This is a genomic window from Ensifer sp. ENS08, from assembly GCF_014852195.1.
Taxonomy (GTDB): Bacteria; Pseudomonadota; Alphaproteobacteria; order Rhizobiales; family Rhizobiaceae; genus Ensifer; species Ensifer adhaerens.
Map to the genome: position 1 here is coordinate 24,828 of NZ_JACVBF010000023.1, position 24,948 is coordinate 49,775.

Annotated in this window: 27 protein-coding genes; 18 read left to right on the forward strand and 9 right to left on the reverse strand. The window is 63.7% G+C overall.

Features of this window, described 5'->3' with window-relative positions:
• The first annotated feature begins 359 nt into the window (after nucleotides 1-359).
• From IB272_RS31515 to IB272_RS31540, 6 genes are all read left to right on the forward strand, one after another.
• Nucleotides 360-1,196 (forward strand): MurR/RpiR family transcriptional regulator, encoded by an 837-nt coding sequence (locus IB272_RS31515; RefSeq protein WP_063891251.1) that lies wholly within the window; start codon nucleotides 360-362, stop codon nucleotides 1,194-1,196.
• A gap of 130 nt (nucleotides 1,197-1,326) precedes the next feature.
• Nucleotides 1,327-2,448 carry an ABC transporter substrate-binding protein gene (locus IB272_RS31520; RefSeq protein WP_060529786.1) on the forward strand — a complete coding sequence of 374 codons (1,122 nt, stop codon included), beginning with the start codon at nucleotides 1,327-1,329 and terminating at the stop codon, nucleotides 2,446-2,448.
• 62 nt (nucleotides 2,449-2,510) lie between these two features.
• A complete protein-coding gene (locus IB272_RS31525) occupies nucleotides 2,511-4,256 on the forward strand; it encodes an iron ABC transporter permease (RefSeq protein ID WP_192445737.1) in 1,746 nt (581 codons plus the stop codon).
• Nucleotides 4,253-5,353, forward strand: coding sequence for an ABC transporter ATP-binding protein (locus IB272_RS31530; protein WP_060520903.1), 1,101 nt, complete (start codon nucleotides 4,253-4,255; stop codon nucleotides 5,351-5,353). Before IB272_RS31525 ends, IB272_RS31530 begins: the two co-directional genes overlap by 4 nt.
• Nucleotides 5,350-5,955, forward strand: coding sequence for a histidine phosphatase family protein (locus tag IB272_RS31535; RefSeq protein ID WP_034801808.1), 606 nt, complete (start codon nucleotides 5,350-5,352; stop codon nucleotides 5,953-5,955). The genes IB272_RS31530 and IB272_RS31535 overlap by 4 nt, the downstream gene beginning before the upstream one ends.
• Before the next feature lie 22 nt (nucleotides 5,956-5,977).
• Entirely contained in the window at nucleotides 5,978-7,657 is a 1,680-nt protein-coding gene (locus IB272_RS31540) for a Na/Pi cotransporter family protein (protein ID WP_192445738.1), read from the forward strand.
• Between the two features lie 32 nt (nucleotides 7,658-7,689).
• Here the strand turns inward: IB272_RS31540 and pcaQ are convergent, their stop codons facing one another.
• The gene (gene pcaQ / locus IB272_RS31545) at nucleotides 7,690-8,616 is read right to left on the reverse strand and encodes a pca operon transcription factor PcaQ (protein ID WP_034801846.1); all 927 of its coding nucleotides are present in this window, start codon (nucleotides 8,614-8,616) and stop codon (nucleotides 7,690-7,692) included.
• A gap of 93 nt (nucleotides 8,617-8,709) precedes the next feature.
• On the opposite strand from pcaQ, the gene pcaD reads away from it, so the two are divergent.
• The 5 genes from pcaD to IB272_RS31570 all read left to right on the forward strand — a co-directional run bounded on the left by pcaD (nucleotide 8,710) and on the right by IB272_RS31570 (nucleotide 12,456).
• Nucleotides 8,710-9,522, forward strand: a complete 813-nt coding sequence (pcaD, locus tag IB272_RS31550) for a 3-oxoadipate enol-lactonase (protein ID WP_192445739.1) — start codon at nucleotides 8,710-8,712, stop codon at nucleotides 9,520-9,522.
• On the forward strand, nucleotides 9,515-9,919 hold the full coding sequence (gene pcaC, locus IB272_RS31555; protein ID WP_060609944.1) for a 4-carboxymuconolactone decarboxylase: 405 nt from the start codon (nucleotides 9,515-9,517) through the stop codon (nucleotides 9,917-9,919). The genes pcaD and pcaC overlap by 8 nt, the downstream gene beginning before the upstream one ends.
• A gap of 12 nt (nucleotides 9,920-9,931) precedes the next feature.
• Nucleotides 9,932-10,681 carry a protocatechuate 3,4-dioxygenase subunit beta gene (gene pcaH, locus IB272_RS31560; protein ID WP_060609941.1) on the forward strand — a complete coding sequence of 250 codons (750 nt, stop codon included), beginning with the start codon at nucleotides 9,932-9,934 and terminating at the stop codon, nucleotides 10,679-10,681.
• Nucleotides 10,681-11,295, forward strand: a complete 615-nt coding sequence (pcaG, locus tag IB272_RS31565) for a protocatechuate 3,4-dioxygenase subunit alpha (protein WP_060584555.1) — start codon at nucleotides 10,681-10,683, stop codon at nucleotides 11,293-11,295. Before pcaH ends, pcaG begins: the two co-directional genes overlap by 1 nt.
• A gap of 105 nt (nucleotides 11,296-11,400) precedes the next feature.
• On the forward strand, nucleotides 11,401-12,456 hold the full coding sequence (locus IB272_RS31570) for a 3-carboxy-cis,cis-muconate cycloisomerase (RefSeq protein WP_192445740.1): 1,056 nt from the start codon (nucleotides 11,401-11,403) through the stop codon (nucleotides 12,454-12,456).
• A gap of 21 nt (nucleotides 12,457-12,477) precedes the next feature.
• On the opposite strand, the gene IB272_RS31575 is transcribed toward IB272_RS31570, so the two are convergent.
• Nucleotides 12,478-13,215, reverse strand: coding sequence for a FadR/GntR family transcriptional regulator (locus IB272_RS31575; RefSeq protein ID WP_060529792.1), 738 nt, complete (start codon nucleotides 13,213-13,215; stop codon nucleotides 12,478-12,480).
• A 108-nt stretch (nucleotides 13,216-13,323) separates the two neighbouring features.
• A complete protein-coding gene (locus IB272_RS31580) occupies nucleotides 13,324-14,112 on the reverse strand; it encodes an NAD(P)-dependent oxidoreductase (protein ID WP_060520899.1) in 789 nt (262 codons plus the stop codon).
• 298 nt (nucleotides 14,113-14,410) lie between these two features.
• Here IB272_RS31580 and kdgD point away from each other — a divergent pair, with 298 nt between their 5' ends.
• The 6 genes from kdgD (at nucleotide 14,411) to IB272_RS31610 (ending at nucleotide 20,332) form a co-directional block, all read left to right on the forward strand.
• Nucleotides 14,411-15,322 (forward strand): 5-dehydro-4-deoxyglucarate dehydratase, encoded by a 912-nt coding sequence (gene kdgD / locus IB272_RS31585; protein WP_113554898.1) that lies wholly within the window; start codon nucleotides 14,411-14,413, stop codon nucleotides 15,320-15,322.
• Between the two features lie 20 nt (nucleotides 15,323-15,342).
• Nucleotides 15,343-16,485 (forward strand): mandelate racemase/muconate lactonizing enzyme family protein, encoded by a 1,143-nt coding sequence (locus IB272_RS31590; protein ID WP_192445741.1) that lies wholly within the window; start codon nucleotides 15,343-15,345, stop codon nucleotides 16,483-16,485.
• Complete coding sequence (locus tag IB272_RS31595) at nucleotides 16,482-17,354, forward strand: amidohydrolase family protein (protein WP_234798783.1); 873 nt, start codon at nucleotides 16,482-16,484, stop codon at nucleotides 17,352-17,354. Before IB272_RS31590 ends, IB272_RS31595 begins: the two co-directional genes overlap by 4 nt.
• Before the next feature lie 118 nt (nucleotides 17,355-17,472).
• Complete coding sequence (locus IB272_RS31600; protein ID WP_060520509.1) at nucleotides 17,473-18,450, forward strand: TRAP transporter substrate-binding protein; 978 nt, start codon at nucleotides 17,473-17,475, stop codon at nucleotides 18,448-18,450.
• Between the two features lie 79 nt (nucleotides 18,451-18,529).
• A complete protein-coding gene (locus tag IB272_RS31605) occupies nucleotides 18,530-19,051 on the forward strand; it encodes a TRAP transporter small permease (RefSeq protein ID WP_034800060.1) in 522 nt (173 codons plus the stop codon).
• On the forward strand, nucleotides 19,052-20,332 hold the full coding sequence (locus IB272_RS31610) for a TRAP transporter large permease (protein ID WP_034800061.1): 1,281 nt from the start codon (nucleotides 19,052-19,054) through the stop codon (nucleotides 20,330-20,332). It abuts the gene before it with no gap.
• Between the two features lie 64 nt (nucleotides 20,333-20,396).
• Here the strand turns inward: IB272_RS31610 and IB272_RS31615 are convergent, their stop codons facing one another.
• From IB272_RS31615 to IB272_RS31625, 3 genes are all read right to left on the reverse strand, one after another.
• Nucleotides 20,397-20,729: a tetratricopeptide repeat protein gene (locus tag IB272_RS31615; protein WP_034800062.1), complete on the reverse strand. Its 333-nt coding sequence runs from the start codon at nucleotides 20,727-20,729 to the stop codon at nucleotides 20,397-20,399.
• 25 nt (nucleotides 20,730-20,754) lie between these two features.
• Nucleotides 20,755-21,348, reverse strand: a complete 594-nt coding sequence (locus IB272_RS31620) for a flavin reductase family protein (protein WP_063891223.1) — start codon at nucleotides 21,346-21,348, stop codon at nucleotides 20,755-20,757.
• 150 nt (nucleotides 21,349-21,498) lie between these two features.
• A complete protein-coding gene (locus IB272_RS31625) occupies nucleotides 21,499-22,107 on the reverse strand; it encodes a superoxide dismutase (protein WP_060520511.1) in 609 nt (202 codons plus the stop codon).
• Nucleotides 22,108-22,271: 164 nt separating this feature from the next.
• On the opposite strand from IB272_RS31625, the gene IB272_RS31630 reads away from it, so the two are divergent.
• On the forward strand, nucleotides 22,272-22,883 hold the full coding sequence (locus IB272_RS31630) for a metalloregulator ArsR/SmtB family transcription factor (RefSeq protein WP_034800063.1): 612 nt from the start codon (nucleotides 22,272-22,274) through the stop codon (nucleotides 22,881-22,883).
• Nucleotides 22,884-22,944: 61 nt separating this feature from the next.
• Here the strand turns inward: IB272_RS31630 and IB272_RS31635 are convergent, their stop codons facing one another.
• From IB272_RS31635 to IB272_RS31645, 3 genes are all read right to left on the reverse strand, one after another.
• Nucleotides 22,945-23,712 carry a 3-hydroxyacyl-CoA dehydrogenase gene (locus tag IB272_RS31635; RefSeq protein ID WP_060644755.1) on the reverse strand — a complete coding sequence of 256 codons (768 nt, stop codon included), beginning with the start codon at nucleotides 23,710-23,712 and terminating at the stop codon, nucleotides 22,945-22,947.
• 104 nt (nucleotides 23,713-23,816) lie between these two features.
• Nucleotides 23,817-24,137, reverse strand: a complete 321-nt coding sequence (locus IB272_RS31640; RefSeq protein ID WP_051659531.1) for a FliM/FliN family flagellar motor switch protein — start codon at nucleotides 24,135-24,137, stop codon at nucleotides 23,817-23,819.
• A gap of 155 nt (nucleotides 24,138-24,292) precedes the next feature.
• A complete protein-coding gene (locus tag IB272_RS31645) occupies nucleotides 24,293-24,649 on the reverse strand; it encodes a hypothetical protein (RefSeq protein WP_143034323.1) in 357 nt (118 codons plus the stop codon).
• Nucleotides 24,650-24,948 lie beyond the last annotated feature (299 nt).

Sequence of the window (24,948 nt, forward strand, 5' to 3'; positions counted from 1 at the left end):
GGCAGGCACAGGATTCGTTGAGGCCGTGTGTGGGTTGCGTGGAGAGAGCGCCGAAATCGGAGGAGCAATCGTTCGAGGGACTTAGCTCGTCCGGCGCAATCACGGCCGGCGGCATCGGTTTGCGGTGCTTTGCAAAGAATCTGTTGGGCAAACGCACAGGTTGCAGGTTGTCCTGCATGGAGCACGCGCAGGTAGGTTTGTTGGGGCGTCTAGCCGGTAACCTGCAGGGCCGGGACCCCATCTACAGACAGGAGGCATCACCCATTGCAGACCCTTGCAAAGATTCTTGCATTGCCATTATTGACGGCACGGAAAATTGCAGGAACGATGGATCCTGCAAATGAACTTGCGGGGACGTCATGACGATACTCGATCGCATTAAGACGCATTCCAGGCGGCTTACCGATGCGGATCAGAAGCTGATCACCACCATGCTGGAAAACCGGGCGGAGGCCGCGTTCCTGTCGGGCCCGCAGCTTTCCCAGCGCGCCTCCGTTCATGAGGCCACCGCCACCCGGCTGGCGCAGAAGCTCGGCTACAAGGGCTTTCCGGACCTTCGCGCGCAGCTGCAGCGCGAGGTGCTGGACGATCAGGACGCGGCCAACCGCATGCGCCGCTCGGTCTCGAAGGTCGAGCATGGCGACTACCTGACCGATCTGATTGCGGCCGAGATCAGCGCGCTCGAAACGCTCGCCCGGTCCGTCGAGCAGACGGATATCGACAGGGCCGCGGACATGATTTTTTCCGCACGTCGCGTCTTCATCTTCGGGCAGGGGCATGCGCAATCCGTGGCCGGCTTCCTGCAGCGTCGCCTCGATCGCTTCGGCATGACCACGATCCAGCTGACGGGGCGCGGCCGGGACATCGCCGAGCGCTTGGTCAGCATGGAGGCAGGCGACCTCATCGTGGCGCTTGCCTTTCGCAAACAGCCGCAAAGCTACGCCCCGCTGATGCGGCATGCGACACGGGTCGGTGCGCCCTCGATCCTCGTTTCCGATCTGGTCGGGCCGCTGATGGAGCCCGCTGCCGATCTGATGCTTGCAGCGCCGAGGGGACGCTCGGGCAGCGAATTTCAGACGCCGACGATCCCGTTTGCGATCGTCAACGCCATCGTGCTGACGATCGCCGGCCGCCACCAGGGGCAGGTGATCGGCAGGCTGGAGAAGCTGTCGGAGTTGTTCAACGACTTCGACTAGAGCGCCTGCGTTCACAAGAACGCACAAGGGACGTTCTAATACTTTGATTCTAGAGCATCTTTCCGCCCGCAAGTGATCCCACTTGAAGGCAGAATGCTCTAGCGGGGAACTATAAAGGGAGGAGAACGAAATGCTGAAAAAACTGACCAGTGCCGCACTTGCCGCATGCTTTGCACTGCCATCCTTGACGATGGCGTCCGATCTCGACGGGCTGACGCCGCAGCAACTGCTGCCGCTCGCACAGAAGGAGGGAAGCGTTACAGTCTTCTCGTTGTCGAGCCGCATAGCCAAGATCGAGAAGGCCTTCGAAGAGACCTATCCGGGCATCGACCTCATCGGCCTCGACATGAGTTCGACCAAGCAGATCGCGCGTGTCGAAGCGGAACAACAGGCCGGCGTGCATGCTGTCGACGTGCTCTATATTGCAGACACACCTGTCGTGTTCACCAAGCTTCTGGAGGGGAAGCGGATCGTGAACTATGTGCCGCCGCGGGTCGCGAACGAACTGGAGGATCGCTACAAGGCGCCGCTCCTGACCCAGCGCCTCTCGACGAAGGTGCTGATGTACAACGAGAAGGCGTTTCCTGATGGTTCGCCCGTCAGTAATCTCTGGCAGCTCACCCAGCCGGAATGGCAGGGAAGGGTGCTGATGGTCGATCCGAGCCAGCGTGGCGAACTGCTCGATCTCCTGACCGAGATCGCGCTGCATCCGGACGAAATGGCCGCCGCCTACAAGGCGCATTTCGGCAAGGATATCGAAGTTGAAGGTGATCTTCAGGGCGCCGGTGAGCAGTTCATCAAGGACCTCTTCGCCAACGACCTGATCCTGGTTCCCAACAGCGACGTGCTCAACAAGTCAGTGGGTGACGTCAACGCCAAGAGCCCGCCGGTCGGTTTCGGCACCTATTCCGACCGTCGTGACAACGAGAAGGAGGGCTGGGCGCTGCAGATCGCCAACAATGTCGAGCCGGCCAACGGCATCCTGTTTCCGGCGGTACTGACGGTCGCCGACAAGGCGCCGCATCCGGCGGCCGCTCGGTTGCTGATCGACTTCATGTTCGGCGACGATACGCCGACCGGCGGGGCGGGCTTCGAGCCCTTCAACGTTCCCGGCGACTACGCGACCCGCAAGACCATCGCCCACCATCCGGACTCGGTGAAGCTCGATGACTTAAAGGCCTGGACGATCGACCCGGCAAAGACGGCCGCCGCGCGCGGGCGCATTGCCGACCTGATCATCACGCTCCAGTAACGGAAACCGTCTGTCGGCACGCTTTTCCAAAAACGCGTGCCGACAGACGCCGAGGCTCTGACATGACATCCCTATCAATATCCGCACCATCGGGCAGCCGGCTGCTCCGATCGGGCTTCCTCTTGCCGGCAATTCTCGTCGCCATCGTCGCGATCCTGGTCGTCGCTCCGCTCTTGCGCATCCTCTTCACGACGCTGACGCCTGAGGGCATCGCGGCCTGGAAGGCCGTGCTCGCCAGCCCGCTCTCGGCCAACCTCTGGTGGCGGCCGCTCCTCAATACCATGATCCTCGGCTTCAGCGTCGGCGCCGGCTGCCTGCTCATCGGCGGCTTCCTTGCCTGGCTTGTGGTGCTGACGGACGTGCCGGGCCGGCGCTTCCTCGGCCTGATGGCGTCGCTGCCCTACATGATCCCGAGCTTTGCCGCAGCCCTTGCCTGGGGCACGCTGTTTCGCAACTCGCGTCTCGGCGGTTCGGCCGGCTTCTTCGAGACCAGCGGCCTTGCCATTCCCGACTGGCTCGCCTGGGGGCTCATCCCGACGGCGATCGTGCTGATCGCGCACTATTATTCGCTCGCCTATACGATCATCGCCGCGGCCTTGAGTTCGGTCGGCGCCGATCTCGTCGAGGCAGGCCAGATGGCCGGCGCCAAGCGCCCGCGCATCTTCTTCGGCATCATCCTGCCGGTGGTCACGCCGGCGCTGATTGCCGCGGCATCGCTGACCTTCGCCGGTGCCGTCGCCAATTTCGCGGCACCCGCTTTGCTCGGCCTGCCGGTGCGGATGCAGACGCTTTCTACCCGTCTCTTCGGCATGATCGAGACCGGGCAGAACGAACGCGGCTTCGTGCTTGCGCTGCTGCTCATTGCAGTGTCGGCACTGTTCCTGTGGCTCTCCGATCGTATCGTCTCCGGTCGCAAGGCCTTCATCACGGTGACCGGCAAAGGCGGGCGGACCAAACGCTTCCCGCTTGGCGCCTGGCGCTGGCCACTCTTTGCCATCGCCGTCATCATCGGGTTTCTGACCACGGTGCTGCCGGTCCTCGTGCTGGCCGCGTCGAGCCTGGCACCGCAGAGCGGCGCGCTGTTTTCCAACTGGACGCTGCACTTCTGGATCGGCGAAGGTGGCGGCGAGATGGCGCAGGGGCAGGCGGGTATCTTCCGCAATCCGGTGCTGATCGACGTGATCTGGAACACGATCCGTCTCGGGCTGGTCGTCGCCTTCACCACGATGCTGCTCGGTCTTGGGCTGGCCTATACCATCGTCCAGCGCCGCGGCAGCCTGCTCGCGACGCTGCTGAGCCAGCTCGCCTTCCTGCCGCTTCTGGTGCCGAGCATCGCCTTTGCCGCGGCCTATATCGCGCTCTTCGGCGCGCCGATCGGGCCGCTGCCTTCGCTCTACGGCACCTTCGCCCTGCTGGTCATCGCGGCATCGGCGCACAATCTGCCCTTTGCCGTGCAGTCGGGGCGGTCGGTGCTCGGCCAGATCTCCGCCGACATCGAGGAAAGCGCCCGGCTGACGGGTGCGGGACTGATCCGTCGCCTGTTCGCGATCATCTTTCCCCTCGCGATCCGGGGCCTCTTTGCCGGCGCGATCCTCGTCTTCGTCAAGATGGTGCGGGATCTCTCGCTGGTCGTGCTGCTGTTCACCGCCACCTCGCCGGTCTTGAGCATGGTCGCCTATCGCTATGCTGCGGAAGGCTTCCTGCAGTTCGCCAATGCCATCACCCTCGTCATCCTCGTCGTCTGCCTGGCTGCCTCCTTCGTGGCCCACAGCCTGCAGAACCGTGTCCAGAAATGGAAAGCACCATGAATGCTTTAGCAACCGGCACTGCGGACGCCATCAAGATCCGCAGCCTCGTCAAACGCTTTGGCGCCTTTACCGCCGTCAAGGACGTCAACATCTCGGTACCGGCGGGGTCCTTTCTCGTGCTCGTCGGCCCCTCGGGTTGCGGCAAGTCGACCCTTCTGCGCATGCTGGCCGGGCTTGAAAGCCCGAGCGAAGGCGAAATCGCCTTCGTCGGGCAGACCGTATCGAGCGGCGCGGGCGGCGTCATTGCCGACGCCGGCAAGCGCAACGCCGGGCTCGTGTTCCAGAGCTATGCGCTCTGGCCGCACATGACGGTCGCCGGCAACATCGCCTGGCCGCTGAAAGTCGCCAGATGGCCGCGCGACAAGCGCGAGCAGCGTGTGCGGGAAGTGCTTTCGCTTCTCGGCATCGACACGCTTGCCGAACGGTATCCGGCCGAGATCTCCGGCGGCCAGCAGCAGCGCGTGGCGATCGCCCGCACGATCGCGCCACAGCCGAGCATTCTTTTGTTCGACGAGCCGCTGTCGAACCTCGATGCCAAGCTGCGCATCGAGATGCGCAGCGAGCTGATGCGCATCCACCGGGCGACGGGGGCGACATCGGTCTACGTCACGCACGACCAGGTCGAGGCGATGACCATGGCGACCCATGTCGCCGTGCTCAACAACGGCCGCGTCGAACAGTTTGGCAAGCCGATCGATCTCCTGCGCAATCCGCAGACCACCTTCGTTGCGACCTTCCTCGGCACGCCGCCGGCAAACCTGATACCGGTGCACCGCGCCGGCGACGGCCTCGTCTTCGGCGATATGGTGCTCGCGCCGGCTTCCGTGGCGGCCGGCCGCGACGATGCGCAACTGCTCTACCGTGCCGAAGACGTCAGCGTCGGCGCGGTCGCCGGAGCACCGTCGCTTATGGCCCGCTTTGCCGAAGCAGCACCGATCGCGGGCCGAACCATGGTGACCGCCATGGTCGGCGGCCTGCGCGTTACGGCCATGGCCGACAGCTACTTCACCGCCACACCGGGGGAGCCGATCCCCCTTTCCTTCATTCGCACCCCCGATGCGGTTTTCGCCGCCACCGGAGAAAGGATCCAACAATGAGGCTCATCCTCATGCGCCACGGCGAAACCCAGTGGAACGCCGAACAACGCCTCCAGGGACAGGACAACTCGCTCCTGTCCGAGCGCGGGGTCGCGCAGGTGAGGCGGTTCCGCCCCTACGCCAAGGCGTTGAAGCCGGTTCGCATTATCGCCTCCGATCTCGGCCGCACCCGGCAGACGGTCGCCCTCATCGGTCACCCGGACGCGCCGACCGACGAGCGCTTCCGCGAATTGGACATGGGCGAATGGACGGGACGGCGCAAGCCGGATCTGATCGCCGAGCGGCCGGAAGAATATGCCGCATGGCGCGCCGGTACGTTCACGCCGGCCAACGGCGAAACCTGGGGCGCCTTTCGCGGCCGCGTGGCCGAAGGCGTGCATGACTGGATGTCGCGCACCGAAGGGGACCTGCTCGTGGTTGCCCATGGTGGCGTGGTGCGCGCCGCCTGCCACGAATTCCTCGATCTTCCCCCGTCGCGCGTCGTCCCCGTCACGCCGGGGACGGCGACCATCCTGCATTTCCCGCGGCGCGGCAGCATGACCGCGCAGCTGGAGGGCTACAACATCGGATCTGTCGCACCCGACGACTTCGTCGCCGACTGATACTTGCGGCGAGGGGCATGAGATGAACTCCGGCACATTCGTTATCCTGGAACTTCTGGGTGGCGTGGCGCTGCTTCTGTGGGGCGTTCGCATGGTGCGCACTGGCGTCATGCGCGGCTGGGGCGACCGGCTGCAGCGCTTTGTCGAAGAACGCCTGTCGAACCGGCTTACCGCCTTCGGTGGCGGGGTCCTTGCGACCGCCGTGCTCGGCAGCGCCACGGCCATGGCGCTGATCGTTGCCGGGCTTGCAGGCGCCGGTGCGATTTCGGCCCAGACCGGGCTCGCCGTCCTGCTCGGGGCGGATATCGGCTCCGCGCTCGTCTCCGGCCTCTTTGCCTCCGGCTCGTCGCTTGCCGGCGTGCTCGCTCCGCTGTTTCTCCTGACCGGATACATCGCATTCAGCGTGTCCGGCGAATTCCGACCGCGTAACGCCGGCCGCATCCTGATGGGCCTCGGGCTGATGCTGATGGCCTTGAAGGTGATCGTGTCGGCGACCGCGCCACTGCGCGAAGCCACCCTTTTCCACGATGTCCTGCAGGCGGTCGCGACGGAGCCCGTGCTTGGCTTCCTCGTCGGTGCAATGCTTGCATGGCTGTTCCACTCGACGCTTGCCGTCATCCTGCTCGTCGCCTCGCTCCTGATGAACGGCAGCCTCGAAGTCGCCGGCGCCGTCCCGCTTATCCTCGGAATCAATTTCGGCGGCGGACTTCCGGCGGTCAGCGCCACGCTCGACCAGCCGCCATCTGCCCGCAAGCTTCCGGTCGCCAATCTCTTCTGCCGCGGGCTTCTGGCCGTGTCGCTGCTGCCCTTCGCGCGGCAGATCGTCGATATTGCCGGCCGTCTACCCACCGATCCGTTGCATGTCGCGGTCGGTCTTCACGTCACCTTCAACCTGGTCGTTGCGGCCGTGTTCCTGCCGCTGTCGTCGTTCGTCGTGAACCTTGTGGAACGGCTTGTCCCGCCAGCGCCGGTCGTTGGCGATCCCTTGACGTCTCCGCGCTATCTCGACAGCATGTCGCTGGAGACGCCGGCAATCGCGCTCAGCAATGCAACGACCGAAACGATCCGCATGAGCGAATTGCTGGAGCGCATGTTCCGGATGGCGCTGACGTCGTTACAGGCCGGCAGGCTCGAAAATCTGAAGGAACTGCTGCCCGTGGATGCACGGCTCGGCAATTACATGGCGTCGGTGCACGCCTATCTCGGCCAATTGACACAGGACGGGTTGCCGGCCGGAGAGACGAGCAGAGCCCATGAGATCATGTTGTTTGCGAGCAATCTCGAACATGCGGGCGACGTCATCAAGCTAAGCCTTGCCGATCGCATCAGGGCGAAAATCAAGCAGAACATTCAGTTCACCGTCAGCCAGCGTGCGGCGATCGAGGCGCTCTCGGAGGTGATCGTGGCCTCGTTGCGATTGTTGCCTGCGGCCCTCTCCTCCCGCGACGTCGCGGCCGCATCGCGGCTCGCGGCCCAAAAGGACCGCTTCCGTGAACTCGAAGATGAAATCGTGCGCCGGCATCTCGGCGGCGAGCATGTGGAGACGGCGGCCGGTGCGAGAGACAATGCCCTCTTCATCGTGCGCGACCTCCACCGGATCAATTCCGATATCGCAGCCGCCGGTTATCCGCTGGTGCAGGCCGCAGGCCTGTTGAGCAGCAGCCGAATTCTCAACGTCGGAGCGGTTGCCGGTGCGAGATGATCGCAAAGGCGGTGTCGATCGGCCAGGCGCTGCTAGAGCTTGGCTGAGACCGCTGTCGCCGCCTCTCGGATAGTCTGCATCAGCAGAGAAAGGGCGAGCGGCGGCACCGCGTCGGCGCGCATGGTCAGGCCAACAGGACCTTTCGTTTCGCTTGTGTCGATCGGCAGGATTGCGATCGTGCCATCGTCGACATCGGCGGCGACGACGCCGGCGGAGATGATCCAGATCGCATCGCTCGCCCGCACGAAGGCCCGGCCGAAGGCGTCGGACACGGTCTCGATCTGGTTCGGCAGACTGGCAATGCCATTTGTGATCAGGAAGCGCTCGACGAAGGGGCGGATGATCGAGGCGCGTGTCGGCATCAGGACCGGGAAGTCGGCGAGCCGCGCAAAGGTGGAATGGGCGCCGGCAAGCAGCGGATGTCCGGCCCTGACGGCAAAGACCACCTGTTCCGAATAGAGATGCTCGAAGGAAAAGCCGGTCATCTTTTCCGGTGCCGCAAGCCGCCCGACGACCAGATCGAGATCGCCGACGCGCAGCTGTTCGAGGAGGACTGCATTCTCGCCGGTGACGATCTTGATGCGGGCGCCGGTCTCCTCCTTGAGAAACAGCGTCATGGCGTGCGGCATGATGCGTGTCGAGACGGTCGGCAGCGCTCCGATGCGGACCGGAACGCCGTCGCCGGACCGTTCCTGCGAGACCGAATCGAGCCCTTGCCGAAGCGCCGTCAGCGCCGCACCGGCGTGGCGCAGGAACACCTCGCCATAGCGTGTTATCTTGATGCCGCGCCCGTCGCGCTCGAAGACCGCGACGCCAAGCACCTCTTCGAGTTCGCGGATCGTCTTGGTCACGGCCGGCTGGCTGACATGCAGCAGCTCGGCCGCCTTCATCACGCTCTTCTGCCGGGAGACCTCGACAAATGTCTGTAGATGGCGAAACTTGACCCGGGCGTCGATCATGGAATTCATAACCCTCAAGTTAATGAAATGCCATGAAATATCATTTTACCTAACCAGATTAAATATCCAATTTGGTGGCGGAGGAGAGAGCCCGTGCAGTTTGCCCGTATCAACGACATTACGATCCACTATCAGGTGATCGGCGCCACCGGCGACCGGCCGGTGCTGGTTTTCGCCAATTCGCTCGGCACGGATTTTCGCATCTGGCGCGATGTCATCGTCCGTCTTGCCGGCGATTTTGCCATCGTCCTCTACGACAAACGCGGCCATGGCCTCTCGGATATCGGGCCCACACCCTATGCGATCGAGGACCATGCGAACGACCTTGCCGGCCTGCTCGACATGCTCTCGGTCAAGCAGGCGATCATCTGCGGCCTCTCGGTCGGCGGCCTGATTGCGCAGTCGCTCTACCAGCGACGGCCCGATCTGGTTCGGGCGCTCGTCCTTTGCGACACGGCGCACAAGATCGGCACCGCCGAGACCTGGGCCGCACGCATCGCAGCGGTCGAGGAACACGGCATCGAGGCGATTGCCGATAGCGTGCTCGAGCGCTGGTTCACGCCGGCGTTTCGCCGCCCGGAAAACATCGCCTATGCCGGCTATCGCAACATGCTCGTCCGCCAGCCTGTAACCGGATACGTCGCCACCTGCGCCGCCATCCGCGACGCCGACTATACCGAGGCGGCAGCCCGCATCGCCGTGCCGACGCTTTGCGTCGTCGGCGATCAGGACGGCTCGACCCGGCCGGATGTCGTGCTTGCGACCGCCCGCCTCATTCCCGGCGCACACTACGAAGTCATCCGCGACGCCGGTCACATTCCCTGCGTCGAAAACCCGGAAGCCTTGACCGCGGTGCTTCGCGCCTTCTTCGAAATTGCAATGCATGGAGACAGGACCCATGAGTGACGCTTCTGCGCCCTCCGATCGCTATCGCCAGGGCATGGCCACGCGCCGTGCGGTGCTCGGCGACAATCACGTGGATCGGACGCAGTCGGTTTCTACCGAATTCGACCGCCCCTTCCAGGAGCTGATCACCGAAGCGGCGTGGGGCCATGTCTGGTCGCGGCCGACCTGGACGACGCGTGAGCGCTCGATCGTGACGATCGCGTTGCTCGCAGCCCTCGGCCAGGACGACGAGGTTGCTATGCATGTGCGGGCGACCGCCAACACCGGTGCGACCCGCGAGGATATCTGCGAGGCGCTGCTGCACGTGGCGATCTATGCCGGCGTGCCAGCGGCCAACCACGCGATCAAGATCGCCAAGCAGGTCTTTGCCGAGATCGATGCCGGCACGGCGGCCTGACGGGAGGAAGCGATGTCCGACAGAACCAATGGAAAGCCGGAGACGGGCGCCTTTTTCCCACGCGACCGTGGATGGCATGCGCCGGCGCTGACGCCGGGCTACAAGACCTCGGTGCTGCGCTCGCCTCAAAAGGCGCTGCTTTCGTTCGACGGCACGATTTCGGAAATTACCGGCCCGGTCTTCGGGCATTCGGTCGTCGGCGAACTCGACAACGACCTCATCCACAATTTCGCCAAGCCCGGTGAGAGCGCCATTGGCGAACGCATCATCGTGCATGGCCGCGTGCTCGACGAGCGCGGTCGCGCCGTGCCTGGGGCGCTGCTCGAATTCTGGCAGGCCAATGCCGGCGGCCGCTACCGCCACAAGAAGGAAAGCTATCTCGCGCCGCTCGATCCGAACTTCGGCGGCTGCGGCCGCACGATCACCGACGCGGAAGGGGGCTACGCTTTCCGGACGATCAAGCCCGGTCCCTATCCCTGGCCGAACGGCGTCAACGACTGGCGTCCGGCGCATATCCATTTCTCGGTCTTCGGCCATGGTTTCGCGCAGCGGCTGATTACCCAGATGTATTTCGAGGGCGACCCGATGATCTGGAAGTGTCCGATCGTCAACACCATCCCGGACCGCCAGGCGGTAGAACAATTGATCGCCCCGCTCGACTGGGCAAACACCATTCCCTTCGACGCACGGGCCTACAAGTTCGATATCGTGCTGCGGGGACGCCGCTCGACACTGTTCGAGAACCGGCTGGAGGGCAACTGATGGTTCAGCAACTCGGCTACCTCAAGGAGACGCCCTCGCAAACGGCCGGTCCCTACGTGCATATCGGCCTCACCCCGAACTTCTGCGGCATCACCGGCGTCTACGAGGCTGACCTCGGATCGCGGATGGTGAACGCTGAGACGCGTGGCGAGCGCATTACTATCACCGGACGGGTGATCGACGGCGCCGGCGCGCCGTTGAAAGACGCGCTCGTCGAGATCTGGCAGGCGGATGCCGCCGGGCTCTACAATTCGCCGACCGAGATACGCGGTGCTGCGGACGCAAACTTCACCGGCTGGGGGCGCTGCGCAACGGGCGCCGAAGACGGGGTCTTTTCCTTCGAGACCATCAAGCCGGGGCAGGTTCCCTACAGCCACGACCGGAAAATGGCGCCGCACATCACCTTCTGGATCGTCGCGCGGGGCATCAACATAGGCCTTCACACCCGAATGTATTTCCCGGACGAGGCGGCAGCCAACGCTGCCGATCCGCTGCTTGCGCGCATCGAACATCGCCATCGCGTCGCGACGCTTGTCGCGACCGGAACGGCGCCTAATTATGTCTTCGACATTCACCTGCAGGGTGAGAAGGAAACGGTCTTCCTCGACATCTGAACAGGAATGTCACGCCTGGACATGGAGTGCCGCATGGGCGGCATTCAGGGCAGCAGGTGGCATTTCGTTCGGCGAGCCGCATCCGCGACCAGAAACGGGGAAATCATGACCTATTCCGCCTTCGACCACCCTTATCTTTCCGGGTTGCTGGGGGATGAGGCGGTTGCCGCCGAGTTCTCGGCTTCCGCCGATATCCATGCGATGCTCGCCTTCGAGGCGGCGCTTGCGCGGGCCGAGGCCGTGCACGGCATCATTCCGGCCAAGGCTGCCGACCGGATCACCGAGGCGTGCCGCGCCTTTTCGCCCGACGTCAGCGCGCTGAGGCGGGCCGTGACGGCCGACGGGGTGGTGGTTCCGGAACTCGTGCGACAGTTGCGATTGATCGTCGGCGGCGAGGCGGCAGACTATGTGCATTACGGCGCCACCAGCCAGGATGTCATCGACACCAGCCTGATGCTCAGGATGAAGGCGGTGGCCGAGCTTTTCGCCGTCCGGCTCGGCAACATCGTCACGGTGCTCGAGGAGTGCGACAACGAATGGGGCGAGCGCGGACTGATGGGGCGCACCCGTATGCAGGCGGCGATCCCGATCACCGTGTCGGACCGGCTGCGCAGCTGGATCGAGCCGCTGCTCGATCACAAGGACCGGCTGGAAGCGATGGATCGCGATCTCTTCGCCGTCCAGTTCGGCGGCGCCGCCGGGACGCTGGAGAAGCTCGGTGACCGGGCGGACGACGTGCGCGCGACGCTTGCCGAAGAACTCGATCTCGCCGACTTTCCGCAATGGCACAGCCAGCGCTCGGAGGTGGCGGACTTTGCCAATGCCCTGTCGCTGGTCACGGGCAGCCTCGGCAAGTTCGGCCAGGACATCGCCTTGATGGCGCAGCAGGGCGACGAGATCGAGCTTGCGGGTGGCGGCGGATCCTCGGCAATGCCGCACAAGCAGAACCCGGTGGCAGCCGAAGTTCTGGTGGCGCTCGCGCGGTTCAACGCGACCCAGCTTTCCGGCATGCACCATGCGCTGATCCACGAACAGGAGCGTTCCGGCGCCGCCTGGACGCTGGAATGGCTGATCATGCCGCAGATGGCTGGTGCGACGGCGGCAGCGCTTCGTCTGGCTGGCGAACTCGTGGGCAACATACGCCGGCTTGGCCGCGCCTGAGCGGGCTGGTGACGCGATCCCTCAGCGGGCCGCGCGCAACATCGAGCGGTAGCGCACCTGGCTGTTCTTGAGGTGCTGGCGCATGGCGCTGCGCGCCTGCTCCTCGTCTCCATCCTGGATGGCGATGAGGATCGCCTCGTGCTCGGCGATCAATCGCGACAGCTCCGCAGACGCCAGCACGGTTTCCTCGCCGCTCTCCGAAACCGCTCGGCGGGGAATGAGCGCCGTGCCGAGCATCTGCAGGAACTCGCTGAAGCGCGGGTTGTTGGTCGCCTGGGCGATCGCCAGATGGAAGTTGAAGTCGGCCTCCGCCGTCGGCCGCCCCTGCGCGGCGCTCTCGCAGAAACTGTCGAACGCTTCGGCGATCTTTTCTTCCTGGGCCGGCGAACGGCGAAGGGCGGCAAGCGCTGCGGCATCGCCTTCGACGGCGGTCCTCAGTTCCAGCATTTCGATCAGCGAAGAGACGCGCGCAAGATCGATGCCGTGGAACGGCAGCGGGGTCGAAGGCGCAGGCTCCAGCACGAAGACACCGATACCGTGCCGCGCCTCGACAAGCCCGCCGGAGCGCAGCGCCGCGATCGCTTCGCGCACGACCGTGCGGCTCACGCCGAATTCCTGCGTCAGCTGCGCTTCCGAAGGCAGGCGGTCGCCAGGCTTGTAATGCCCGGCGCCGATCTGGCCGCTGAGGGCGTCCGTTACCTTGGCCACCAGCGTCTTGCCTTGAGAGGCGGGGGGGTCGGAGGCGGTGACGTTGCTCATGGGAATGGCCGTTTCTGCGACTTGGGTGCTTTGTGTCTGGATACGCCATTGCCGATCAAGGGCGCAATCCATGGCTGGCTGCAATGCGCGGGAACCAAGGGTGATGTCTCAATAAATCGGATCATCGACGAAGGCGCCGCCCTGATAGCGCACGAGAGAGTCGCCCGGCTGCGGCGTGGGGGTGTTTTCAGCGACTTTCTGACGGAAAACTTCGGCATTGTCCTTCGGGCGCCAGCCGAGCCAGGAAACATGCGAATTGTCCCACCAGCCGGCGTCGTTGGCCGAGGCGCCCCAGATGACCGGGCAACCGAGAACCGGCACACGGAAGACGGCCTCCGTCAAGGATACGAAGTCGTCATGGGAAAACCAGGTGGAGAGCATGCGATAGTTGACGGGCTCGGGCAGGCAGGAGCCGATGCGGACCAGGGCGGTCTCCTGGCCGAACTTCTCGAAATACATGCGCGCCAGCGCTTCGCCGAAGCACTTCGATACGCCGTAGAGCCCGTCGGGTCGGTAGGGCGCGTTCGGGCCGAGCCGTTCGCCTTGCGGATAGTAGCCGATCGTGTGGTTGGTGCTGGCAAAGAGGATGCGCGGCTTGTTGTTGGCGCGCGCCGCCTCATAGAGATTGTAGAGGCCGAGAATATTGCCGTCGAGGATTTCCGAGAACGGACGTTCGACCGAAATGCCGCCCAGATGCACGATCGCATCGCATCCGACGACAAGCTCGTTGACGGCGCCCCGGTCGGCCAGGTCGCACTGAACGCATTCCTCGTTTTCACCCGGCGGATCGAGCGGCGCTCGATCTGCTAGACGGATCGTCCTTGCCAATGGCGCCAGCCTTTCGCGCATGACGCGGCCCAATTGCCCCGCCGCGCCGGTGATCAGAAGTCGTTCCATCGCCTGTCCCCCCAAGCCGGTGCAGGCGCTCACCGCGATCGATGCGCCCACATATCATATGATATCCGCTAACATATAATACATCTCTATTGCAATGCTTTCGCGAGGAGGCGATTTTGTTAAGGAGCGATCTCTTGGCGGCGTTTGGCGCCGAATTTCGGCCTTATGGCGTCACGTCGCTTTCGAAGTACAAAGGCGACCCACAAATCTTATATGATGACTTGTATTACGACATATTGACATGTGTGTGATGACTTGCTTAGTAGGCGCGTCGAGTTTTAGGGAGGACCCGCACGAAATGAACCCTGAGCAGATCAAGGCCGCGCTTGGATCGGGCCTGCTTTCGTTCCCGGTGACGCATTTCGATGCGGAGGGTCGGTTTGCGCCGGACAGCTATCGGGCGCATGTCGAGTGGCTGGCCGGCTACAAGGCGCCGGTTCTGTTTGCGGCCGGTGGCACCGGCGAGTTCTTTTCGCTGAAGCCGGACGAGATCCCCGGCATCGTCAGGGCGGCCAAGGACGTTTCCGGCGACACGGCGATCGTATCGGGCTGCGGCTATGGCACGGAGATGGCGGTCGACATCGCTCGTTCGGTCGAGCGCGTCGGTGCCGACGGCATCCTGCTTCTGCCGCACTATCTGATCGATGCGCCGCAGGAAGGGCTTTATGCCCATGTGAAGAAGATCTGCCAGTCGGTCGGCATCGGCGTCATGGTCTATAATCGCGACAACGCGGTGCTGCAGGCCGATACGCTTGCCCGGCTGTGCGACGAATGCCCGAACCTGATCGGCTTCAAGGATGGCACCGGCGACATCGGGCTGGTGCGCCAGGTCACCGCCAAGATGGGCGACCGGCTGATGTATCTCGGCGGCATGCCGACGGCGGAACTGTTTGCCGAGGCCTATCTCGGTGCCGGCTTCACCACCTATTCCTCGGCCGTCTTCAATTTCGTGCCGGGCCTTGCCAATGAGTTCTATGCCGCCCTTCGCGCCGGCGAGCGCGCCACCTGCGAGCGCATCCTCAACGACTTCTTCTATCCGTTCATGGCCATCCGCAACCGCGCCAAGGGCTATGCGGTGTCGGCGATCAAGGCCGGCGTGCGGCTGCAGGGTTTTGATGCCGGTCCGGTGCGTGCGCCGCTGAAAGACTTGACCGAGGAGGAAGTCGCCATGCTCGACGCGCTCATCGGTGCGAACAAGCGTCAGAAATGAGCGTTTTGCGAGGATAGCCCATGAAGATCGTCGCCGTCCGCACCCACCTTCTCGAACATCGGCTGGCCGTGCCGTTCGAAAGCGCCTCCATGCGTTTTGACCGTCGCGCCCATGTGCTGGTCGAGATCGAGTGCGACGACGGCACGATCGGCTGGGGCGAGTGCCTCGGCCCGGCGCGGCCGAATGCGGCGGTGGTTGCGGCGTACACGCCCTGGCTGATCGGCCAGGACCCGCGCCAGACGGAAAAGCTCTGGGCGATCCTCTACAACGCGCTGCGCGATCAGGGGCAGCGCGGGCTTGCGGTCACCGCCCTTTCCGGCATCGATATCGCGCTCTGGGATATCAAGGGCAAACACTATCGCGCCTCCGTTTCCATGCTGCTTGGCGGGCGCTGGCGCGAGAGCGTGCGCGCCTATGCGACCGGCAGCTTCAAGCGCGATGGCGTCGACCGGGTCTCCGACAATGCGCTGGAGATGGCCGAGCGCCGGGCGCAAGGCTTCCATGCCTGCAAGATCAAGATCGGCTTCGGCATCGAGGAAGACCTGCGTGTCATTCGTGCCGTGCGCGAGGCGATCGGCAACGAGATGCGGCTGATGATTGACGCCAACCATGGCTACACCGTCACCGAGGCGATCCGGCTTGGCAAGGCGGCGGCCGACTACGACATCGACTGGTTCGAGGAGCCGGTCGTGCCGGAACAGCTTTCCGCCTATCGCGCGGTCAGGGCCGGCCAACCAATCCCGGTTGCCGGCGGCGAGACCTGGCATGGCCGCTATGGCATGTGGCCGGCGATCGAAAGCCGTGCCGTCGACATCCTGCAGCCGGATCTCTGTGGCTGCGGCGGCTTTTCCGAGATGGCGAAGATCACGAGCCTTGCGACGCTGCACGGCGTTCGCATCGTGCCGCATGTCTGGGGCACGGGCGTGCATATCGCTGCCGCGCTGCAGTTCATGGCGGCGATGACGCCGGATCCGGTGCGGGTCAACCCGATCGAACCGATCCTGGAGTTCGACCGGACGGAAAACCCGTTCCGGCAGGCGGTGCTGAAGGCGCCGATCGAGGCGGTCGACGGTGTCGTTGCCATCCCCGATGCACCCGGCCTTGGCATCGAGATCGATCGTGACGCGCTCGCCAGGTTCAAGATGCCCGAGAGCGCGCAATGATCGAGCGAACCCTCACCGGCCGCCCGCCTGAACCGCGCTTGCCGACGGGCACGGTCGACGCGCAGATGCACATGTATCTGCCGGGTTATCCATCGCTTCCCGGCGGCCCGCCTTTGCCGGTTGAGCCGTTGCCGGATGCTGCCGCCTACCGCCAGGTCATGGACTGGCTCGGCATCGACCGGGTGATCATCACCCAGGGCAACGCCCATCAGAAGGATAACGCCAATCTGCTCGCCTGCCTGGCCGAGATGGGCGATGTCGCGCGCGGCGTCACCGTCATCGACGAAACCACGTCCGACGCGGACATCGGCGCGCTCAGCGACGCGGGCGTTGTCGGTGCCCGTATCATGGATCTGCCTGGAGGGGCGGTGGGGCTCGATGCGTTGGAAGCGGTCGATGCGCGGGCACATGCGGCAGATTGGATGATAGCCGTGCAGTTCGACGGCAACCGGCTGCTCGACCATCTGCCGCGGCTGGCGCGCATCCGGTCACGCTGGGTGCTCGATCACCACGGCAAGTTCTTTGCCGGCGTCGATCCGGATGGACCGGAGATCGCGGCTCTCTTGAAGCTGATCGATCGCGACAATGTCTGGTTCAAGTTCGCCGGCGTCTACGAGAGTTCGCGCGACGGGTGGCCCTATGAGGATGTCGCAGCCGTCTCCAGGAAGATCGCCGCGCATGCGCCAGAGCGCATCGTCTGGGGCTCGAACTGGCCGCACAACATGATCCGCAAGACAGAAGACTATCCCGACGATGCACGGCTGGCAGACCTCGTGCTCGGCTGGCTTCCGGACGAACGGGCCAGACATCTGGCTCTCGTCGAGAACCCGGAACGCCTGTTCAAGCTGCCGGCCTTCGCCGCGGTGTAGTTGCCGCGGGTGCTGGGAGGCGCCCGTGGAACCCACAACATGGAGATTTCGCATGCCGGCCCGGATGGGCAGCAACCCGGTCTTGGGAGAGGCCGAAGCACGACTAGAGGAGGAAAACATGAAGAAAATTGCAAGCATGCTTTGCGTCGCCATGGGGCTGGCGTTTGCCGGCACAGCGGCGCAGGCGCAGGAAATCACCCTGCGTTCGGCCGACATCCATCCGGATGGCTACCCGACCGTCGATGCGGTCAAATACATGGGGCAATTGCTCTCCGAGCGCACCAACGGTCGCATCAAGATCGAGGTCATGAACAACGGCGTTCTCGGCGGCGAGAAGGACACGATCGAACAGACCCGCTTCGGCGTCATCGACATGAACCGCGTCAACGCAGCACCCTTCAACAACCTCGTCAAGGAGACGATGGTCCTCGGCATGCCTTTCCTGTTCCGCTCGACGGAACACATGCACAACACCGTCGACGGCCCGATCGGCGACGAAATCCTCGCAGCCTTCGAACCGCATGGCTTGATCGGTCTTGCCTTCTACGATAGCGGGGCGCGCTCCTTCTACACGACCAAGAAGCCGATCGAGAAACTGGCTGACCTGAAAGGCCTGAAGATCCGCGTGCAGCAATCCGATCTCTGGATCGCGATGATGCAGGCCTTCGGCGCCAACCCGACGCCGATGCCGATGGGCGAGGTCTACTCCTCGCTCGAGACGGGCGTCGTCGATGGTGCCGAGAACAACTGGCCGTCCTACGAATCTGCCCGCCATTTCGAGGTGGCCAAGAACTATTCGCTGACGGAGCATTCCCTCAATCCGGAGATCCTCGTCATTTCCAAGACGAGCTGGGACAAGCTCTCGCCTGAGGATCAGACGCTGCTTCGCCAAGCGGCCAAGGACAGCGTCGGCAAGATGCGCGAGCTTTGGAGCGCGCGCGAAAAGGCTTCCGAGGAGAAGGTCCGCGCTGCCGGTGCGAACGTGATCAAGGTCAACAAGGAGGAGTTCGCAGCCGCGATGGGGCCGGTCTACGACCAGTTCGTCAGCGACCCGAAGCTGAAGGACCTTCTCGAAAGGGTAAAGGCGGTCAAGTGACAGCGGTGAGGCCGGCTCCGGGATCGGGGCCGGCCTTTTCAACTGTTTACCGGATCGCCTTTGCGGAGGAGGAAGAAACATGCGTCGTTTCATGCGGACGATACGTCCGCTTCTTGGCGCGCTGAGCCGCGCTTCGCTCTACATCGCCGGCATTGGCATGGTCGCCATGACCCTGATCGTCGGCTGGCAGGTCTTTGCCCGCTACGTGCTCAACGACTCTCCGAGTTGGTCGGAGCCCTTGGCTCTTCATCTCATGGCCTGGTTCATCATGCTCGGCGCCGCCGTCGGCGTACGCGAAAGCGTGCATCTCGGCCTTGATGTCGTCCGACACGTGATGAAGCCGTCGGTGCAGCTTGCCATGGATCTGGCGAGCCTCGGGCTGATCGTCGTATTCGGGTTAGCGATGGCCTATTACGGCCTGCTCCTTTCGGCCGGCACCTGGACGGCGACCATTCCGGTTCTCGGATGGCCCGGCGGCGTCGACTTTTTCCCGCTCGTCGTCGGTGGCGCCATGATCGCCCTTTTTGCCGCGGAGCGCTTTATCGACCAGTTTCTCGGCGTCGAACTCGCAGCCGATGTCGTCGTGCAGGAGATGGCCTGAATGGCTTACACTATCCTCTTTGGGGTCTTCACCCTCCTGATGCTCATCGGCACGCCGATCGCCTTCTGCCTCGGCATCGCTTCGTTCGCGACCGTGCTCTATCTCGGCCTGCCGCCGGTGGTGGTGTTTCAGCAGCTGAATTCGGGCATGAACGTCTTTGCCATGATGGCGATCCCGTTCTTCATCTTTGCCGGTGACCTGATGGTGCGCGGCGGCATCGCCAACCGGCTGATCCAGTTTGCGGCCGGCCTCGTCGGCCACCTGCGCGGCGGCCTCGGCCAGGTCAATATCGTCGCCTCGACGCTCTTCGGAGGCATCTCCGGCTCGGCGGTGGCTGACGCCTCGGCGGTCGGCGGTCTGATGATCCCGCAGATGGCCAAGCGCGGCTACGACCGCGACTATGCCGTCAACGTCACCGTCAATGCGGCGATTATCGCGCTGATGGTTCCGCCGTCGCACAACATGATCCTCTATTCGATCGCCGCCGGCGGTAATGTTTCGGTTGCCGATCTCTTTACCGCCGGCATCATCCCGGGGCTCTTGCTCGCGCTTGCGCTGATGGTGACGGCCTATGTCGTTGCCAGGCGCCGGGGCTATCCGTCCGAACCGTTTCCGGGCTTTGCCAAGGTCTTCTACTATCTGCTCGCCTCGTTCCCCGGCATCGTGCTGATCGGCATCATCTTCGGCGGCGTGCGCTCCGGCGTCTTCACCGCCACGGAAAGCTCGTGCATTGCCGTGCTCTATGCCTTCCTCGTCGCCATGCTTGTTTATCGCGAGCTGGATTGGACGGGCTTCGTCGAGGCGGTGATGGGGGCGGTGCGCACGACGGCCATGGTGCTGCTCGTCATCGGCATGGCGGCGTCCTTCGGCTGGCTGATGGCGTTCCTTCAGGTGCAGGCATTGATGATCAGTGCGATCGGCGCGATCTCGGAAAACCCGATCATCGTGCTGCTCGTCATCAACATCATCCTTTTGATCCTCGGCACCTTCATGGACATGGCGCCGATGGTGATCATCTGCACGCCAGTGCTGTTGCCCGTGGTCAAGGCCTTCGGCATCGATCCGGTGCATTTCGGTGTGGTGATGATCCTCAATGCCGGCATCGGCCTCAACACGCCGCCGGTCGGAACCGTACTCTTCGTCGGCTGCGCCGTCGGCGGGATATCCATCCGCGAGGCGATGCGCACGATCTGGCCGTTCTTCGGCGCCAGCATCGCAGTGCTGATGGCGGTCACCTACATACCGGCGCTGTCGCTGTGGCTGCCTTCGGTCTTCAAGTGAACTGATCGTTCGCGATATCTCCGGGCTCGGTATATCCGCCGGGCCCGGCCTTTTTCAGGGCTGGCTACTCGTTCCCGTTGGCGGCGAGACACTGCCGCTCCAGGCGTTTCAGGAAGACGCCGATTTCCTTTGCTGCCTGCAGATCGCCCTTCCGCTCGGCGACCGTACGGCCTTCGCGCCAGACCTGAATTGCCTCCTGGTGGCGGCCCAGCTTGAGGAGGATTGCGCCACGCAGTTTCCATGCTGCCGAATAGTCCGGGTCAAAGGCGATCGCCCGCTCCACATGGGCCAAGGCGGTATCGAAGTCCGCCTCCTGGAGGCAGATGCTGCCGAGCGTGAACCGCAAAAGGGCGTCGTCCTTTCCGTCCTGTAAGAGCTTTTCGAGCACTTGCCGCATGGCTTCCTCCTCCGCGATCGCCGGTTCAGGCCGCAGGCTTGCTTGGGGTAAGGGGCGCATGCCCATTGCTCGCCAGCGTCAGCGATCTCGTCCTGTCGAGAGACTGATACCGGCGGCGGCCCCAGATCAAGGGGTCGGCATGAGCAGACGTCTGGGTTGCGACAATTGTTCCCACGAACAGCATATGGTCGCCCACCTCGATCGAAGCGCTGAGCAGGCAGTCGAGCGTGCCAGCCGCGCCGAGCAGCCTTGGCCGTCCGCTCGGCCACTCAGCCCATATGCCGACGAGATAGCGCTTCGACGCTTCGATCTTGCCGGCAAAGGCATCTGCGATCAGCTCCTGGCCCTCAGCGAGCATGGCGAGCGAAAACCCTCGCTCGGCGGCGATCAGCGCGGCAAGCGGACTGTCCGCCTTGATCGAAATGACGATCGACGGCGGGTTGGCAGAGAGCGAGAAGGTCGCCGTCACCGTCCGGCCGAGACTGTCGGGGCCATTGCCGGCGCTCGCCACGCAGACGGTGGCGGCGAGATGCGACAGGGTGTCGGCGAACTCCGGTTTCGACACCGCCAGGTCGGCATGGGCGTCGATGGCGAGGGAGGGCGGAGGTGTCTGGCGCATGGGGCTCGTTCCGAGATGAAATAGCCCGTGGCGGCGGGGAGACGCCACGGGATTTGCAGAAGCCTGAGCTCAGGCGGGGGCGAGCGGCTGCTGCAACTCTTCGACCGATCGGCTCGCGAACTCTTTCCAGCCCGCACCGCCTTCAGTCGGTCAGGCGGACTTGAGTTCCGCTTCGGCAAACTCATAGTTGGCAAGCTTGTCGAGGAAGTTCGACGCGTAGTCCGGGCGACGATTGCGGTAGTCGATGTAATAGGCGTGCTCCCAGACATCGAGGCCGAGCAGCGCCTTGCCTTCATTGGTGGCAACCGGGTTGGAGCCATTGGCGGTCTTCGTCACCTTCAGCTTGCCGTCCTGGCCGAGCACCAGCCAGGCCCAGCCCGAACCGAACTGGCCGGTGGCGGCTGCCTTGAAGGCATCCTTGAAGGCAGCGACGCTGCCGAAATCTTCGGTGATCTTCTTATCGAGCACGCCGGGGATCTGACCGCCCTTCGGCGAAAGGTTGTTCCAGAACAGGATGTGGTTCCAGTGCTGGCCGGCATTGTTGAAGACCGGGGCGAGTTCCGCCTTGCCGTGGCTGAGGCGAATGATCTCTTCCAGCGACAGGCCTGCAAGCGAGGCGTCCTTCTCGACGAAGCCGTTGAGCGCCGTGACATAGGCCTGGTGATGCTTGCCGTGGTGAAACTCGATCGTCTCGGCGCTCATGCCGTTTTCGGCAAGTGCTGCGGCGGCGTAGGGAAGGGCGGGAAGTTCGAAGGCCATGGTCAAATCCTTTGCGGGCGGGGCACTCTCGGATCACTTGTCTGCGAACGGAGGAGAGTGTATTTAGCAAGACAATTCTTTGTAAATCTGCGCGCGGGAATATGTCAAGCGATCCCTTGTTAAATCCAGAGCAAAGCGCCGGCCGCACCCCGGGCGAGCGCATCATGCTTGCACTCAAGCTACACGGACCGCAGACCGCGACAGCGCTCGGCAAACGTCTGGCGATCACCGGCGAGGCCGTGCGCCAGCAGTTGGTGCGTCTCGCCGAGGAGGGGCTGGCCACGTCGTGGTCCGAGGCAAAAGGCGTCGGTCGTCCGTCGCAGTTCTGGGGGCTGACGGCTGCCGGCCACGCGGAGTTTCCCGATACGCATGCAGAGCTGACCGTCCAGTTGTTGCGCACCATCCGGCAGACGCTTGGCGAGGACGCGATCGACCGGCTGATCGCCGCGCGTGAGGACGAGACGCGCCAGAACTATCGTGCGGCGATGGTGGAGAAAGAGAGCCTGCGCGAACGGGTGGACGTGCTCGTTCGATTGCGGTCACAGGAAGGCTATATGGCCGCCTGCGAGGATCCGGGCGACGGCACGCTGCTGTTCGTCGAGAACCATTGTCCGATCTGTGCCGCCGCGACCAACTGCCAGGGCTTCTGCAGGGCAGAATTGAGCGTGTTTCGGGCGGTGCTCGGCCCCGGTGTCGAGGTCGAGCGCGCCGAGCACATTCTGGCCGGCGCGCGACGTTGTGCCTATGTGGTCAAGTCGGCCGACCGGGCCGCCTGATCGTGCCAAAGGAACGCTCTGGCACGCGCCCGGTCGTCGGGCGCCACCAGCTCCGATCGTGTCAGCGCGCGCCCATGCGCAGGGCGCCGTCGAGGCGGATGACTTCGCCGTTCAGCATGCGGTTTTCGCAGATGTGCTGCACGAGTGCCGCGAATTCGTCCGGTTTGCCAAGGCGCTGCGGGAAGGGCACGCTCTTGCCGAGCGAATCCTGCACTTCCTGCGGCATGCCGGCCATCATCGGTGTTTCGAAGATGCCCGGCGCAATGGCGACGACGCGAATGCCGTGGCGCGCGAGTTCGCGCGCAATCGGCAGGGTCATCGAGACGACGCCGCCCTTGGAAGCGGCATAGGCCGCCTGGCCGATCTGGCCATCGAAGGCGGCGACCGATGCGGTATTGACGATCACCCCGCGCTCACCATCCTCGCCGGGCTCTTCCCGCTGGATCGCCTCTGAGGCGAGCCGCAGCATGTTGAAGGTGCCGATGAGGTTGATCTCGACCGCGCGCGAAAAGCTTTCAAGCCGGTGCGGACCGTCGCGCCCGAGCACCTTTTCCCCCGGCGCGATGCCGGCGCAGTTCACCAGGCCGTGCAGATGTCCGAAGCGATCGAGGGCCGCTGCCACTGCGGCGGCGCCATCGGCCTCGCTGGTGACATCCGTCTTCTGGAAGAGCGCGTTGCCGCCAAGCTCCTCGGCCATCTGCTGGCCGGCTGCGGCGTTGACGTCGGCGAGAACCACGCGGGCACCCTCGCCATGCAGCTGCCGCGCGACGGCCGCACCCAGACCCGAACCGCCACCGGTAACGATAAAGACTTTTCCATCGATCAGCATATGAGGCTCCTCCCGTACCGGATCGTGTCGTTGAACTATCGACATAGCCTTGCTGGCTGTGGAAGCCAAGTTCCGCTGACGACGGCGGCCTTACGCCTTGGAGCCTATTGGGCGCCGATCGGGGAGATTTCGATGATCTTGATGCCGATCGCGTTGGTGGCTTCGTCGAAGACGATTTCGCCGCGGCCGATCACCATGCCGTTGACCTTGAGTTCCACCGGTTCGCCGAAGTTGCGATCGAGATGGATCGTGTCGTCCTGATGGAGTTTCGAGATCTGCGACACCGTCAGCTTGGCGCGCCCGATCACCGCTTCGATCGCGAGAGGAATTCCCTGGACTGCGCGCTCGCTCATGACAGAACGGCCTTCGAACGCAGGGCTTTCGTCGAGCTCGACCAGCTCATCCTGTAGCTTCTTGTTAATCATTCTGCACCATCCAAAGCACTGATTCACGACTCTTTAACAAAGAGTTGCGCCAGTTCGCCCTGGGTAGCAACCGTGGCTAAATGGGGGTTCCCCGTGCCTTGCAAGCGAGCGTTAACAAAGCGTTAACATCCACAATTCGGAGGCGGTGAAAGCTGTCAAAGCGTCACCGCAGCCCAGTTTCCGTCCCGTTTTTGGAATCCGATCATGCGGCGGCCATTCGGCAACTTGTCGCCGAGTCGCACGACATAGACGTAACCCTCGTAGACCATCAGCCCGCGATCGCCGTCACTGAACAGGATTTGGAAATTCGGCGACTGCATCATCGCGGCGTCGACTTCAGCGCCGGTCACAGCCGGGGCAATCGCTGCGATCTCCGACGAAGGCTCTTTCGCTCCACTCAAATAGTAGAGCGATGCCGCAGCGGCTGTAACGAAAAGCAGCAGGGCGCCCGCCAAAGGCAACGGGCGGCTCTTGAAACGTGTCGGGTTCGGTTGAGAGGCGGCAACACTCAAGGTCAACTTCCTGATTCGCTGTATTTTCCGAACGGATCCGGCCACAGGTGGAAAGCGACTGATTTCTCCTGCCGATACAAGGGCCGGAGATCTTGCCAAATCTACCTAGTGGAACCGTTCCGTACTTCAAGCTGAGAAGTCACTTGCTTCTCCGACTCGACAGCATGCCCACTCGCCGATTTCAGGGACATATGCCCATCGGCGTTTCCACATCTTTTGCGTGCCGTGCGACAATAGCATGTCGCCGGATGATTTTTCAGCTCCCGACGCCCGCAACTGACAGGCGCGGGGGCGAGGCC